The organism is Sphingomonas sp. Sphisp66 (assembly GCF_047324325.1).
Taxonomy (GTDB): Bacteria; Pseudomonadota; Alphaproteobacteria; order Sphingomonadales; family Sphingomonadaceae; genus Sphingomonas.
Window position 1 is genome coordinate 1,624,167 of record NZ_CP168508.1, and the last position, 13,454, is coordinate 1,637,620.

The 13,454-nt window shown below is 65.8% G+C and carries 16 protein-coding genes and 1 pseudogene; 7 read left to right on the forward strand and 10 right to left on the reverse strand.

Features of this window, described 5'->3' with window-relative positions; all coding sequences use genetic code 11:
* Positions 1 to 122 precede the first annotated feature (122 nt).
* Positions 123 to 1,925, forward strand: a complete 1,803-nt coding sequence (mutL, locus tag ACEN8G_RS07930; protein WP_413414500.1) for a DNA mismatch repair endonuclease MutL — start codon at positions 123 to 125, stop codon at positions 1,923 to 1,925.
* A gap of 279 nt (positions 1,926 to 2,204) precedes the next feature.
* Here the strand turns inward: mutL and ACEN8G_RS07935 are convergent, their stop codons facing one another.
* The 10 genes from ACEN8G_RS07935 to ACEN8G_RS07980 form a co-directional block, all read right to left on the reverse strand.
* Complete coding sequence (locus ACEN8G_RS07935; protein ID WP_413414499.1) at positions 2,205 to 2,492, reverse strand: hypothetical protein; 288 nt, start codon at positions 2,490 to 2,492, stop codon at positions 2,205 to 2,207.
* A 58-nt stretch (positions 2,493 to 2,550) separates the two neighbouring features.
* On the reverse strand, positions 2,551 to 3,222 hold the full coding sequence (locus tag ACEN8G_RS07940) for a CAP domain-containing protein (RefSeq protein WP_413414498.1): 672 nt from the start codon (positions 3,220 to 3,222) through the stop codon (positions 2,551 to 2,553).
* A 170-nt stretch (positions 3,223 to 3,392) separates the two neighbouring features.
* On the reverse strand, positions 3,393 to 3,959 hold the full coding sequence (locus tag ACEN8G_RS07945; RefSeq protein WP_413414497.1) for a CAP domain-containing protein: 567 nt from the start codon (positions 3,957 to 3,959) through the stop codon (positions 3,393 to 3,395).
* Between the two features lie 394 nt (positions 3,960 to 4,353).
* Positions 4,354 to 4,971: a 50S ribosomal protein L9 gene (gene rplI, locus ACEN8G_RS07950; protein WP_413414496.1), complete on the reverse strand. Its 618-nt coding sequence runs from the start codon at positions 4,969 to 4,971 to the stop codon at positions 4,354 to 4,356.
* Between the two features lie 14 nt (positions 4,972 to 4,985).
* Positions 4,986 to 5,210, reverse strand: coding sequence for a 30S ribosomal protein S18 (gene rpsR / locus ACEN8G_RS07955; RefSeq protein WP_010543816.1), 225 nt, complete (start codon positions 5,208 to 5,210; stop codon positions 4,986 to 4,988).
* A 13-nt stretch (positions 5,211 to 5,223) separates the two neighbouring features.
* Entirely contained in the window at positions 5,224 to 5,619 is a 396-nt protein-coding gene (gene rpsF / locus ACEN8G_RS07960) for a 30S ribosomal protein S6 (RefSeq protein WP_183995187.1), read from the reverse strand.
* 355 nt (positions 5,620 to 5,974) lie between these two features.
* The gene (locus ACEN8G_RS07965) at positions 5,975 to 6,406 is read right to left on the reverse strand and encodes a hypothetical protein (protein WP_413414495.1); all 432 of its coding nucleotides are present in this window, start codon (positions 6,404 to 6,406) and stop codon (positions 5,975 to 5,977) included.
* Positions 6,407 to 6,815: 409 nt separating this feature from the next.
* Positions 6,816 to 7,121, reverse strand: coding sequence for a hypothetical protein (locus ACEN8G_RS07970; protein WP_413414494.1), 306 nt, complete (start codon positions 7,119 to 7,121; stop codon positions 6,816 to 6,818).
* A 106-nt stretch (positions 7,122 to 7,227) separates the two neighbouring features.
* On the reverse strand, positions 7,228 to 8,145 hold the full coding sequence (locus tag ACEN8G_RS07975) for a hypothetical protein (RefSeq protein WP_413414493.1): 918 nt from the start codon (positions 8,143 to 8,145) through the stop codon (positions 7,228 to 7,230).
* Between the two features lie 172 nt (positions 8,146 to 8,317).
* Positions 8,318 to 8,650, reverse strand: coding sequence for an RcnB family protein (locus ACEN8G_RS07980; RefSeq protein WP_413414492.1), 333 nt, complete (start codon positions 8,648 to 8,650; stop codon positions 8,318 to 8,320).
* A 217-nt stretch (positions 8,651 to 8,867) separates the two neighbouring features.
* On the opposite strand from ACEN8G_RS07980, the gene fabD reads away from it, so the two are divergent.
* The 6 genes and pseudogenes from fabD to fabF all read left to right on the forward strand — a co-directional run bounded on the left by fabD (position 8,868) and on the right by fabF (position 13,354).
* The gene (gene fabD / locus ACEN8G_RS07985; protein WP_413414491.1) at positions 8,868 to 9,803 is read left to right on the forward strand and encodes an ACP S-malonyltransferase; all 936 of its coding nucleotides are present in this window, start codon (positions 8,868 to 8,870) and stop codon (positions 9,801 to 9,803) included.
* Between the two features lie 48 nt (positions 9,804 to 9,851).
* Positions 9,852 to 10,202: pseudogene (locus tag ACEN8G_RS07990) on the forward strand (GxxExxY protein); the annotation flags it as partial.
* Between the two features lie 72 nt (positions 10,203 to 10,274).
* Positions 10,275 to 11,012, forward strand: a complete 738-nt coding sequence (gene fabG, locus ACEN8G_RS07995) for a 3-oxoacyl-[acyl-carrier-protein] reductase (RefSeq protein ID WP_413414544.1) — start codon at positions 10,275 to 10,277, stop codon at positions 11,010 to 11,012.
* A 29-nt stretch (positions 11,013 to 11,041) separates the two neighbouring features.
* A complete protein-coding gene (locus ACEN8G_RS08000) occupies positions 11,042 to 11,578 on the forward strand; it encodes a hypothetical protein (protein ID WP_413414490.1) in 537 nt (178 codons plus the stop codon).
* A gap of 101 nt (positions 11,579 to 11,679) precedes the next feature.
* The gene (locus ACEN8G_RS08005) at positions 11,680 to 11,928 is read left to right on the forward strand and encodes an acyl carrier protein (protein ID WP_086129474.1); all 249 of its coding nucleotides are present in this window, start codon (positions 11,680 to 11,682) and stop codon (positions 11,926 to 11,928) included.
* Between the two features lie 166 nt (positions 11,929 to 12,094).
* Positions 12,095 to 13,354 (forward strand): beta-ketoacyl-ACP synthase II, encoded by a 1,260-nt coding sequence (gene fabF, locus ACEN8G_RS08010; RefSeq protein WP_413414489.1) that lies wholly within the window; start codon positions 12,095 to 12,097, stop codon positions 13,352 to 13,354.
* Positions 13,355 to 13,454: the final 100 nt, after the last annotated feature.

The window sequence follows — 13,454 nt, forward strand, 5'->3', positions numbered from 1 at the left end:
GCGCCCGCCGCGCAGCTCTTCAAAAATCTAGTCCTGCCCCTTCCGGGACGGACTGAAGAATCCGGCCTGGTGCGATGCGGTTGGGGTCGCGGGATGCCGTCGCTTGGGCTAGAGCAACGACCATGTCAATACGCCGTCTGCCCGAACATCTTGTCAACCGAATTGCAGCGGGAGAAGTGGTCGAACGCCCCGCCAGCGCGCTGAAAGAACTGGTCGAAAACGCCATCGACGCCGGAGCCACCCGGATCGCCGTCAAGCTCGCCGGTGGCGGCACCGATCTGATCGAAGTAACCGACGACGGCTGCGGCATGTCGCCTGCCGAGATGGCGCTCGCGCTGGAGCGCCACGCCACCTCCAAGCTGCCTGATGACGAGATCGACCAGGTCACCACTTTGGGCTTTCGCGGCGAGGCGCTGCCCTCGATCGCCAGCGTCGCGCGGATGACGCTGGAGAGCCGGGTGCGCGGCGCCGAGGGCTGGCACCGCATTGTCGACAATGGGGCGGTCGTCTCCGAAGGCCCTGCGCCGCTGCCGCCGGGCACCCGGGTGCGAGTCGAGGCGCTGTTCGCCCGCGTGCCCGCGCGCCGCAAGTTCCTGCGCTCGCCGCGTGCCGAGTATGCGGCCAGCCTCGACGTGATGAAGCGCCTCGCCATGGCCCGGCCCGACATCGCCTTCTCGGTCGAGCATGACGGCCGCAGGGCCTTCCATGTCCAGGGCGGCGAGACCGGCCCCGAGCGCGTCGCCGGCCTCACCGACCGCGCGCTGGCCGAGAACAGCGTCGCCATCGACTTCGAGCGCGAGGGGCTGGTGCTGGGCGGCGTCGCCGGCCTGCCGACCTTCAACCGCGGCGTGGCCGATCACCAGTATCTGTTCGTCAACGGCCGGCCGGTGAAGGACCGCCTGCTGATCGGCGCGCTGCGCGGCGCCTATGCCGAGATGCTGGCGCGCGACCGCCACCCGGTGGTCGCGCTCTTCCTCGACGTCCCGCCCGACCAGGTTGACGTCAATGTTCACCCCGCCAAGACCGAAGTCCGCTTCCGCGATCCGGCGCTCGTGCGCGGGATGATCGTGTCAGGCCTGCGCCGCGCACTCGACGAGGCGGGGCACCGCAGCGTCCAGCGCCCGAGCGAGGCGGCGCTGGGAATGTGGACCAGCGAGACCAGCGCGCCGCTGGCGCCCGCGCCGCAGCTCTGGGACGCCGATCCGGCCTTCACGCCTGCGCCGCAATACAATCCCGCGCCGTCCTACAATTACACCAGCGTCCAGGATCGCCGCCCGAGCTTCGCCGCCCCGCCGCCGCTGGCCCGTGCCGAGCCGGCGGTCGCGCCGGTGCCGCAGAGCGTCCAGCACCCGCTCGGCGTCGCCCGCGGGCAGGTCGCCAAGACCTATATCGTCGCCGAGGCCGAGGATGGCCTGGTGCTGGTCGACCAGCACGCCGCGCATGAGCGCCTCGTCCTCGAACGGATGCGCAAGGCGATGGCCGAGGGCGGTGTCGCGTCGCAGGGCCTGCTGGTCCCCGAAGTCGTCGAGCTCGACGAGCCCGCGTGCGACCGGCTCGAAGCGCGGATTGCAGAACTGTCCGAGTTCGGCCTCGACCTTGAGCGTTTCGGGCCGCACGCGATGCTCGTACGCGCCGTGCCGGCGGATCTGGGCAAGGGCGACGTGCATGCGCTGGTCACCGATCTCGCCGACGAACTGGCCAGCTTCGACGAGGCGCTGAGCCTCAAGGAAAAGCTCGACCATGTCGCCGCGACCATGGCCTGCCATGGCTCGGTGCGCGCGGGCAGGGTGCTCTCGGTCGCCGAGATGAACGCGCTGCTCCGCGAGATGGAAGTCACGCCCCACTCGGGCCAGTGCAACCATGGCCGCCCGACCTGGGTGAAGCTGGCGCATGGCGACATCGAGAAGCTGTTCGGGCGGAAATAGCCCGGGTTATTGCGGTGTCGAGCCTTTGCGGCGTGCGCGAAGCGTCGCGTTTGCTTCGTCCGGCGATGGCAACGGACGATTGGTACGCACTACGTGGAAGGCGCCGCAATTATCATCCGGGCAGCCGCATGGAACGGTATCCACATGATATCGCGGCCGACCGCTACGCGCCTGCAGGCTGTTCATCTTCTCTTCGCTCCTGATCGTATCGATGATCGCGTTGCGTTTGAGAAATTTTCCAACCACTCGCAGTTCCTTTGCTGGATCCGTTCAAGGCAATTAGCGCCGCACCTTCCCGAAATACCACGCGATATAGCTCCCCAGCGCCAGCCAGCCCGCGATCACCGGCCACACGCCATAATCGCGCAGCGAATAGCTGAGCAGCGCCGAGATGCCGATCAGCAGGTTCGCGGAGCCCCAGTAGAAGTTCATCAGCGGCGAGGAGCGGCTCACCCCGCGGGGGCGGGTGAAGGGAGTGGGGAAGGGCTCGCCGCGCAGGCCGGCGGCAAGGTGCGGGATCGCGTTGCAGAGCAACGCCCCGGCGAGGAACAGCACGACATAGCCCATCGGGCGCGATCCTCACCGATATGGCGGTATCTGGCAATGCGACTTCTGGCGGGGCACCTCAGCGCTTGGTCGTCGCCGGCATGCGGAAGACTTGGCCGCCGCGCGCCTTGGCCCAGCCCGGCAGCACCGGCGAGCCGTCGGCGGTGCCGCTGAAATCGACCACGCAGATATTGCCGAAGCGGCGATGCGCGCCGCAGCCGACGCCGGCGTAGCGGAAGTCCGCCTGGAACAGCAGTGCGCGGTGCCCGCGGCCGCGCACCCCGTCATCGACGATCAGGCTGCGGACCACCGCGCCCGCATCGCCATTGCCGTACCAGATGCCCTCGCCGACATAGATGTCGCCGCCGCGCCGCTTCACCCGGTCGCCCGGGCTCGACCCGTCGCGCGAGACGTGGCCGCTCCCGCCGAAGGATCCCTGGTCGTCGGCATGGTCCTGCGCCGCCAGCACGAGCAATTCGGCGCGGCTCAACGGCGGCAGCGGCGCCTGGCGCTCGAGAAAGTCGATCGCCTCGTCGACGGCAGGAATGCCCTCATTGGTGATCACGCCGTTCGGGTCGCCCGGCAGGAACAGCACGCGGCCGTCGAAGAACTCGCGATATTCGCGCAGCATCTCGGCATATTCCTGCGGATGCTCGCGGGCATAGTTGATCTCGGTGAGCACGTCGCGCTCGAGGCGGGAGACGTCGTTGGCGCGCTCGCCCGCATGGGTGGCGGCATTCGTGAGGAACATCGCACACGCGCCAAGCGCAGCGGTCCAACGGGCGGCCTTGGCAATACGCACGTACACGCTCCCCCCGGAGCCGGCCCGGGCCCCGCGCCCGTCCGTCGATTCACCGGTAGCGATACACGCTTAACCGGCTGAGAAGGCAAGCGGATATTCGGGAGTTAACCGTATGGGGCTCAGGGATGCCCGTCGGCCTTGCGGCCCAGATCGGCGACGCACATCACGCGGTAGCCGCGATGCGGCCCGCAGGCTACGCCGGCGTAGCGCATCTCGGCGGCGAAAAGCGTCTTGCGGTGGCCACGGCCGGGCACCGCATCGTCGACGATCAACTGGCGCACGACCTCGACGGCGCTGGGCGGGCCATAGGTGATCACCTCGGCGACATAGCTGCCGCCGCCGCGCCGCTGCACCCGGTCGCGCGGATTGGCGCCATCGGCCGAGTAATGGCCGGTGCCGCCGCTCGGCCCCTGCTCGCGGACATGGTCGCGCGCGGCGCGGGCGAGCAGGGCGGCGGGGGCGATCGGCTCCAGCGGCGCCTGGCGCTCGAGGAAGCGGATGGCCTCGTCCACGGCGCGCACGCCTTCCTCGGTGCGCAGTCCGTCGGGATTGCCGGGATACCAGACGATCTTGCCCTTGAAGAATTTGCGATAGGCGCGGAGCTGCTCGGCATAGTCGCGCGGCCGGGTGCGGGCGAAGTTGATCTCGGCGAGCACGGCGGCCTCGATGCCCGGCTGGGTGGGCATGGCGAGCGCCAGGGCTAGGGGCAGGAAAGGCGGCATCGCGGCCCTATAGACCAGATCGAGGTGAACGCTTCCCGAACAAAAGATTAACGCCCGCTGCAACCTTGCTCGGCTGAGCTCGTTTTATGCCCTGAGCGACAAACAAAGGTTCGGGTTGAGATGAACAAGGTTCTGCCAGTTGTCCTTGCCCTGATCCCGCTGGCCGCGGTGATCGGTGCCTGTGTTTCGTGTCCGTAACGCGATTCGTTTGACTCGCCGGGTTCGGCGGATGGATCCAAATTACTTGCGCCGGGTTACGGATACATCGGAATACTGAAACCCCCAGCGGGTCGCGCAAAGAAAAGGGCCGCTCCGAAATGTCGGGGCGGCCCTTTCATTTTTCCGTGCGGAGGCTGGATCAGCCCTCGGCGGTCTCGCCTTCGTCGGCGGCCGGAGCGTCCTCGCGGACCTCGGCGGTCGCGCCCGGCTCGGCGTTGGGGTCGTATGCCTCGACGAAGCCCGCGGTGTCACGGCCTTCCTCGAACATCGCGGCCATCACGTCGACGCCCTGCGCCTGCATGTCCGCCTCTTCCGGCGAACGGGCGACGTTGACCTTGACGGTCACCGAAACCTCGGGGTGCAGCGCGACCTTGACCTCGTACACGCCGATCGCCTTGATCGGCTTGTCGAGGACGACCTGCGACTTGGTGACCTTGTGGTTGTCGGCGACGAGCGCCTCGACCAGGTCACGCACCGCGACCGAACCATAGAGCTGGCCGGTGTTCGAAGCCTGACGGATCAGGGTCACCGAAACGTCGTTGAACGTGCCGGCTTCCTTCTCCGCGTCGGTGCGGCGAGCGGCGTTGTCGGCCTCGATGCGCGCGCGGTTGGCCTCGAAGACCTTGCGGTTCGCGGCGTTCGAACGAAGCGCCTTCTTGTTCGGGAGAAGGAAGTTGCGGGCGAACCCGTCCTTGACCTTCACCACGTCGCCGATGGCGCCGAGCTTCTCGACGCGCTCAAGCAGAATGACTTCCATGGGTCGAGCCTCCCTTACTTAACGATGTAGGGCAGCAGGCCCAGATGGCGGGCGCGCTTGATGGCCTGGGCCAGCTCGCGCTGCTTCTTGGCGCTCACCGAGGTGATGCGCGACGGGACGATCTTGCCGCGCTCAGAGACGAAGCCCTGCAGCAGACGGACGTCCTTGTAGTCGATCCGGGGAGCGTCCTTCGCGGAGAAGGGGCAGCTCTTGCGGCGACGGAAAAACGGGCGTGCCATGGTCTATATCTCCTTATTCGCCGCCGCCGAAACCGGTGTTGCCACCAGCTTCATCACGATCGCGACGGCCGCGGCCGCGCTCACGCTCGCCCTTGCGCATCATCACGGTCGGACCCTGCTCCAGCTCGTCGACCTTGACGGTCATGTAGCGGATCACGTCTTCGTTGATCTGCGTCTGGCGCTCCAGCTCGGCGACCACGCCGGCCGGCGCGTCGATCTCGAGCATCACGTAGTGCGCCTTGCGGTTCTTGGCGATGCGATAGGCGAGCGAACGAAGACCCCAGGTCTCGGTCTTCACGACCTTGCCGTTATTGTCCTCGACGATCTTGGTGGCGGCTTCCGCCAGAGCGTCCACTTGCGCCTGGGCCAGATCCTGGCGCGCAAGGAACACGTGCTCGTAAAGAGCCATGTATTCTCTTCCATGTTGGCCGATCGCTGACGCCACCCCATGTGGCGCCCCTCCGGCTGTCGTCTCGTATTCAATGGTCGCGCGAGCGGGAATCGCGTCCCCACTTCGAACGAAGGCGCGCCCTTAGCGGGAAGTGCCGCCGCTGGCAACCGCAATCGCTCCCAAAGACGGGAGAGGATGGGGCGGGCACATAAACGGCCGCTTGCGGCATGGGAAGCCGAGTGGCCGATATTGGGTGGTAGGTTCCGGCGAACGACACGCCGTCGCCCAAGATTTTGGCAGACCTGCCATTGCTCTCGTAGCTGATCCTGCATCCACTCGTGCTTCTGCGGCTGCCTCGCCTCCGAACGGCTGACTATGGGTGGTGGTTGCCGTTCGCACCCTGTGTTGTCGCCTTTGCCCTGATGCCTTCCGCGGCCAGCTCTTCGATCAGCCAGTCAGCTTCAGCTTTGGTGCCGATCAACAGCCTCGGGTACGATTGAAGTAGGCCAGCGGCATCCTGCCTCGGTACGGAAAGCAGCCGTATTGTTGTCGAGATGACCTTCGCTTTCTCGCCTTCCTCAATCCGGACCGACCAAGAGCCCTTGGCCGTAATTAGTTCGTTTCGAAGGTTAGGTGGCCCCCAACCGACGCCATCCTCCTCGGAGTTCCTCGAGGCGGGACACGAACTGGAGCGATACCAGCGCAACTTACCGCCAATTACCGGCTGGCCAAAGAAGGCATGTCCGGGTTGCCCGCATCCAGGGCAGGCCACCGGCAACATTTGGCTATCGAGGTAATCGTTCACGGCCCAATGATGGCTTCTCGACTGAGTGTCCGCAACTGGGGCGTTGGCCGCCTGTCCGCTCCGGGCGCGCGGCTGCCCGGCTGAGCGACCGACAATGGGTGATTAGCTGCCGGTCCGCTTCCGACTGTAATGACTGCCCAAGACCCCTATGGTGAGCCCCATCAAGATCGAGGCTAAGGCCGCGAAAGCCCACGAAAGTAGCGGCGATACCCCCCAGCCTATCGCGGAATCTTTGATCGCCAACGCTGTTATCGTGACGACGCCGGTAATGACGAGAGAGATAGCCTCGCGAGATCGATTGCGCATATTGCAAAGATACCACCACTGCCGACCACCCACAATTGGGGCATTTGCCAGCGATCGGCCCTTGGGCCGGCCACCACATTGGTAGACGGCCGAGAATGGGTGGTTAGTTGCTGTCGTTAGGCGCGATGCCAATTGTCGCTAGGTCCTCCAGCACGACAATCCGCCCATACCCTTTCCAAAATGGATCATCATATGCGGACTGAACGCGTGCGACAGGCAGAAAGCGCCCGGCGGCGTGGAGAGCCTCAAGCTCGCCGATAAGGCGTTGGTAGAGGCGATCGCCCTCGGTAGCGCGGAAGTCGGATAGTGCCTCTTCGAAGCTGGAGTACAGCTCGTCGGCCATTTGATTCCAATACCCCATTAGGAAGGTGCGGAAAGCTGTCGCGTTGTCGTTCAGAGCTTCTTTCATATGAAATCCGTCGGCCGTCAGGCTCCAAGCCTAGCAGCTTCGATACAGCGTGCGAACGGCCGCAATCGGAGCGATAGCCGACAGGCCGCTCTCATGCGCCTTCGCTTTAGTACCGCTCGCCATTCCCTCGCGGGCGCGGTGCCGGTCGCGTGTCGCTCGGGACGATCGGGGCGGGGCTGCGCGAGAGCCAGCCGCCGTCGTCGTCGAGGCGCGGCTTGGGGAAGTCCGCCGGCGGGTGGATCGGGCCGCAGCCCTCGTCGTCCCACTGGATGCAGCGGATCCGGTCATTGTAGACCACGCCGCGGACATTGCCGGTGCTGCCGTCCGGTCGCGTATAGCTGCTGTCGAGATACCATTCGCGGTTCTTCTTCGGCTTGCCGGAGCGCACCGGCTCGGAGACCCGCCCCATGTCGATGCCGCGGAAATTGCGCGAGAAACTGTCCAGCTCGATCGCGGCGCGGAAGCGGCTCTCCGGCGCGCCCGGCCCGTCGAGTCGCTGGGTCAGCCAGTTGATCCGCCGGTCGCGCCTCGCCTCTTCCTCGCCCAGCCGGGTGATCCAGCCGGTGTCGCGCACGAACATGCCGACGGTGGAGAAGGTCACTTCGGATTGCTTGGGGATGCCGCGCACCGAGACGATCTGGCCCTGGAAGCCCTTGGCGCCGCAGGTCGTCGCCTGCCACATCGTGCCGTCCGCCTCGTAGAGCTCGCAGCCGACCGAGGTGCGCCGCCCGATCAGCGTGCCTTCGCGCAGGCCGTTCGGCCCCTCGAACCCGCCGACCGAATAATAGAAGCCGGTGACATGCTCGCCGTCGAAGCTCAGCACCACTTTCACGCCGCCACCGACGACCTGCTGGTAGCAGCGCTGGTCGGGATAGGGGCAGGGGGTCTGCTCGCGGCGGCGCAGGTCGGCGGTGACCGAGGTCTTGCCGGTGTAATTGCCGAAATAGGCGACCTGGCCTTCGAAATCGGGGGCGAGGCCGCCGTCCTCGCGGTCCGCGGCAAGCGCGGCGAACGGCATCAACACGGCCGCGGCAAGGGCCGTGAGGGCTGTTGCCCTGAACATCCTGCATTCCTCCCTGTCGACGCTCGTTAACCATAACACTAACGGAGCCGAAACGAGGAGTCGGATTCTTGCCTCGCATGTAAAACGGCAGGGCAAGGCCCTGCCGTTTCATGACTGGTTTTCGGCGTTCTGCTTACCGGATCGCGTTTGCGATCACCGCCGCGATGATGCCCGAGGTGATGCCGACCAGCACCGCGTCATTGCCCGACTGGACATAGCGATAGCCGCGCGGCGGGGCCTTCAGGCCACGATAGTGGCGATAGTCGATCTGGCGATAGTTGCGGGCATAGCGGCTGTCGAAGCGATCGCCCTTGTGCCAGCTGCGATAGTTCGGGGCGACGACGACCTTCTTCTTGACCACCACTTTCTGCACCGGCGGGCGGCGGTCATGATGCTGCGGGGCGGCAGCGAGCACCGGCGTGCCGACCATCGACATGGCGACGGCGGCGAGAATGAACTTCTTCATGACTGCACTCCTCTTTTCTCGTTGGCGCCGGCTTGTCTCCGGCGTTGATCTCAATCTGGGGGTGCCGTGTCGCAGAGGTTTGTCCCGCGGGTTGCGAAATGGTCGCAATGTTTCGCAATCCTGTCCGCAGCGTTCATGTCGGGCAGGGTTGCGTCGGAGAGGGCGCAGGCCTAACGCGCGGCCCCAATCGCACGCAGCCGCTATCCAGGAGAGACATATGCGCGCCTTCATCTTCCCCGGCCAGGGCAGCCAGGCCGTCGGCATGGGCAAAGCACTCGCAGACGCCAGCGCCACCGCCCGCGAAGTCTTCCAGGAAGTCGACGATGCGCTGGGCCAGAAGCTGTTCAAGCTGATGAGCGAAGGTCCCGAGGACGAACTGACCCTCACCGCCAATGCCCAGCCGGCGATCATGGCCAATGCCATCGCGGTGCTGCGCGTGCTCGAAAAGGAAGGCGGCATCCGCCTGGCCGACAAGGCCGATTTCGTCGCCGGCCACAGCCTTGGCGAATATACCGCGCTCTGTGCCGCTGGCGCCTTCGATCTCGCCACCACGGCGAAGCTGCTCCGTATCCGCGGCGACGCGATGCAGGCGGCGGTGCCGGTCGGCGTCGGCGCGATGGCGGCGATCCTCGGTGCCGACCGCGAAAAGGCCCAGGCGATCGCCGACGCTGCGGCCGAGGGCCAGGTCTGCACCGTCGCCAACGACAATGATCCGTCGCAGGTGGTGATCTCGGGCCATCGCGAGGCGATCGAGCGGGCGCTGCCGATCGCCAAGGAGATGGGCGCCAAGCGCGCGCTGCTCCTGCCCGTCTCGGCACCCTTCCACTGCCCGCTGATGCAGCCCGCCGCCGATGCCATGGCCGAGGCGCTGGCAACAGTGTCGCTGCAGGCGCCGCTGGTCCCGGTCTACGCCAACGTCACCGCCGCGCCCGTGGCGGATCCGGACACGATCCGCGCGCTGCTCGTCGAGCAGGTGACGGGCATGGTCCGCTGGCGTGAGTCGGTGCTGGCGATGTTCGCGGCGGGGGTGACCGACTATGTCGAGTTCGGCGGCAAGGTGCTGGGGGGCATGGTCAAGCGCATCACCCCGGATGCGGCGCCGGTCAGCGTGGTGACGATGGACGACATCGAAGCGCTGGTGAAATCGCTGTAAGGAGATATTGGTTCGCGCAACGACGCGACGACGCAACGAGGTTGGCGCTTGAGGGATGTCGAGCAGATCGCCAAGGATGTTCTGGATATTTCGGTGCGATTGCACCGGGATCTGGGGCCTGGTCTGCTTGAGTCCGTATATGAAGCTATCCTCGCCGCGAAACTTGCGTCGCTTGGCTACAGTGTCGCTCGACAACGGCCGATCGACATCGAGTTCGAAGGATTGCGGTTCGACGCCGCATTCCGCATCGATTTGTTGGTCGATGATCTGCTGCTGATTGAAATCAAGTCGGTCGAGCGTCTGAATCCTGCGCATGCCAAACAATTGCTGACCTATCTTCGGCTTACCAAGCAGCCCCTTGGGCTGCTTATCAATTTCGGTGGCGCTACGCTGATGGAAGGGGTCCGTCGGCTCGCCAACAACTACAACCCCGTCGCGTCGTTGCGCGAACCAAAATCAAGGAATCCAATCATGTTCGACCTCACAGGCATGACCGCACTCGTCACCGGCGCTTCGGGCGGGATCGGCTCGGCGATCGCCAGGGCGCTGGCCGCGCAAGGGGCCCGGCTCGCCGTTTCGGGCAGCAACGCCGAGAAGCTCGAGGCCTTCCGCGCCGAGCTTGGCGGCGACCATGTCGCGCTGCCCTGCAACCTGTCCGACGCCGCGCAGGTCGATGCGCTCGTGCCGCAGGCCGTGGAAGCGCTCGGCAAGCTCGACATCCTCGTCAACAATGCCGGCGTCACCCGCGACAACCTCACCATGCGGATGAAGGACGAGGAGTGGGACCAGGTCATCACGGTGAACCTGGAAGCCGCCTTCCGCCTGATTCGCGCCGCTGCCAAGCCGATGATGAAGGCGCGCTTCGGCCGGGTCATCTCGGTCACCTCGGTCGTGGGCGCCACCGGCAACCCGGGCCAGGCCAATTATGCCGCCTCCAAGGCCGGGCTGGTCGGCATGTCCAAGGCGGTCGCCCAGGAGCTCGCCAGCCGCAACATCACGGTCAACTGCGTCGCCCCGGGCTTCATCCGCTCGGCGATGACCGACGTGCTGCCCGAGGCGCAGAAGACCGCCTTGCTCACCCGCATCCCGGCCGGCGATCTTGGCAGCGGCGAGGATATCGGCGCGGCGGTGGTCTATCTCGCCAGCAAGGAAGCCGGCTATGTCACCGGCCAGACCTTGCATGTGAACGGCGGCATGGCGATGCTGTGAGCCGGTCCGGGGGCTGGAGTTTGAAGTCTATGCGTCTTTTCGGAATTGCAGCCCTCGCCACCCTGGTCGTCTCGGTGCCGGCCCACGCCGCCGATCTCGCGACGATCGATTGCGTGATCGGCAAGCTCAAGCCCGCGCTCCAGGCGCAGATCTCCAAGGACGTCACCCGCAACATGGGGGAGGGCGCCGGCGTGCGCCCCACCTATGATCCGGCGGTCGGCAGCGGCATCTCGGTCGCCGCCCGGGAATGCTCGGACGAGCATAAATGGTCCGAAACGGCGCTGGAGGCGGCGCGGGTCTACACGCTCGCCAAGCTCGGCCAGCCGATCGCGGAGACCTTCGTCGCGGCGCAGGGCTTCGACGTCGGCGAGCTTGAGTCGCAGTTCGACGCGCTGCCCGAGGACGCCCGCAACCGCCCGCTCACCACCGAGGAAATGCAGAAGCTGGTGATCGCCTCGGTCACCGACGAAGCGAAGCAGACTCGCGCCAACGCGGCGCTGCTCAACAAATATTTCCTCTTTCTCAGCACCGTCCGCTACGCGGCATGGCAATTTTCGGAAGCCTGACCGTCGGCGTCGGTGCGCGCACCCTCTTGCAACGGCACCATGTGCGATCTAGGTGCGTTCCAACGATATTGAGCCCCTAGCTACAAAGGAAAACAGGGACCATGGCCACTCAGGAAGAGATCACCACCCGCGTGACTGCGCTTGTCGTCGATCACCTCGGTGTCGATGCAGGCGACGTTTCGCCGACGGCGAGCTTCATTGATGACCTGGGCGCCGACAGCCTCGACATCGTCGAGCTGGTGATGGCGTTCGAAGAAGAATTCGGTGTCGAGATCCCCGACGACGCGGCTGAGAAGATCAGCACCGTCGGCGACGCGGTCTCCTACATCTCCGAGCACCAGGCGGGCTGATCGCCCTTCAGGCGATCGCGCCCTTATGGGCCGAGCTTGAGAATCCAGCGGCTCCCCGTCCTTGGCTCGAAAAGAGTTGGGCGGGGAGCCGTTTTGTTTTGGCCATGAAACCCGGTATTTAGCCCGTATTCATGCGCGATATTTTGAAGTTTGACGGAGAAATCGGATGCGCCGTGTAGTTGTCACCGGCCTTGGCCTCGTCACCCCGCTGGGCGCGGATGTCGAGACCGCCTGGAAGAACATCATCGCCGCAAAGTCGGGCGCTGGCACGATCACGCGCTTCGACGCGACCGATTTCCAGAGCAACTATGCCTGCGAAGTGAAGGGTCCGGACCATGAATATGGCTTCGATCCGGGCAAGCGCGTCGACCACAAGGTCCAGCGCCAGGTCGATCCGTTCATCGTCTACGGCATCGATGCCGCGGGCCAGGCGATCGAGGATGCCGGCCTGCTCGACATGGACGAGGCGACCCGTTTCCGCGCCGGCTGCTCGATCGGCTCGGGCATCGGCGGCCTGCCGGGCATCGAGAGCGAATCGCTCGTCCTCGCCGAAAAGGGCCCCAAGCGCGTCTCGCCGCACTTCGTCCATGGCCGCTTGATCAACCTGATCTCGGGCCAGGTCAGCATCAAATATGGCCTGATGGGCCCGAATCACGCCGTGGTCACTGCCTGCTCGACCGGCGCGCACTCGATTGGCGACGCCGCGCGGATGATCGCGATGGACGATGCCGACATCATGCTCGCCGGCGGCGCCGAGAGCACGGTCTGCCCGATCGGCATCGCCGGCTTCGGCCAGGCCCGCGCCCTGTCGACCGGCTTCCGTGACGAGCCGTGGCGCGCCAGCCGCCCCTGGGACCAGGACCGTGACGGCTTCGTCATGGGCGAAGGTGCCGGCGTGGTGGTGCTCGAGGAATATGAGCATGCCAAGGCGCGCGGCGCGAAGATCTATTGCGAAGTGGTCGGCTATGGCCTGTCGGGCGATGCCTATCACGTCACCGCGCCGCATCCGGAAGGCTCGGGCGCATTCCGCTCGATGCAGATGGCGGTGAAGAAGTCGGGCCTGGCCCTGTCGGACATCGATTACATCAACGCCCACGGCACCTCGACCCCGCTCGGCGACGAGCTCGAGCTCGGCGCGGTCCGCCGCCTGTTCGGCGAGGACATCGGCGGCCTGTCGATGAGTTCCACCAAGTCGGCGATCGGCCACCTGCTCGGCGGCGCCGGCGCGGTGGAGAGCATCTTCTGCATCCTGGCGCTGCGCGACCAGATCGTCCCGCCGACGCTCAACCTCGACAATCCGAGCGAGAATTGCGCGGGTGTCGATCTCGTCCCGCACAAGGCCAAGGAGCGCAAGGTGAAGGCCGTGCTGAACAACTCGTTCGGCTTCGGCGGCACCAACGCCAGCCTGGTGATGAAGGCTGTCTGACGACACGCCAACCCCGGCACCGGCCGAGAAACCTGCCAAGCCCCGGAAACGACGGCTTGGCGGTTGCGCGCTGCTCGTCGCCATCCTGGTGCTGGTCGCG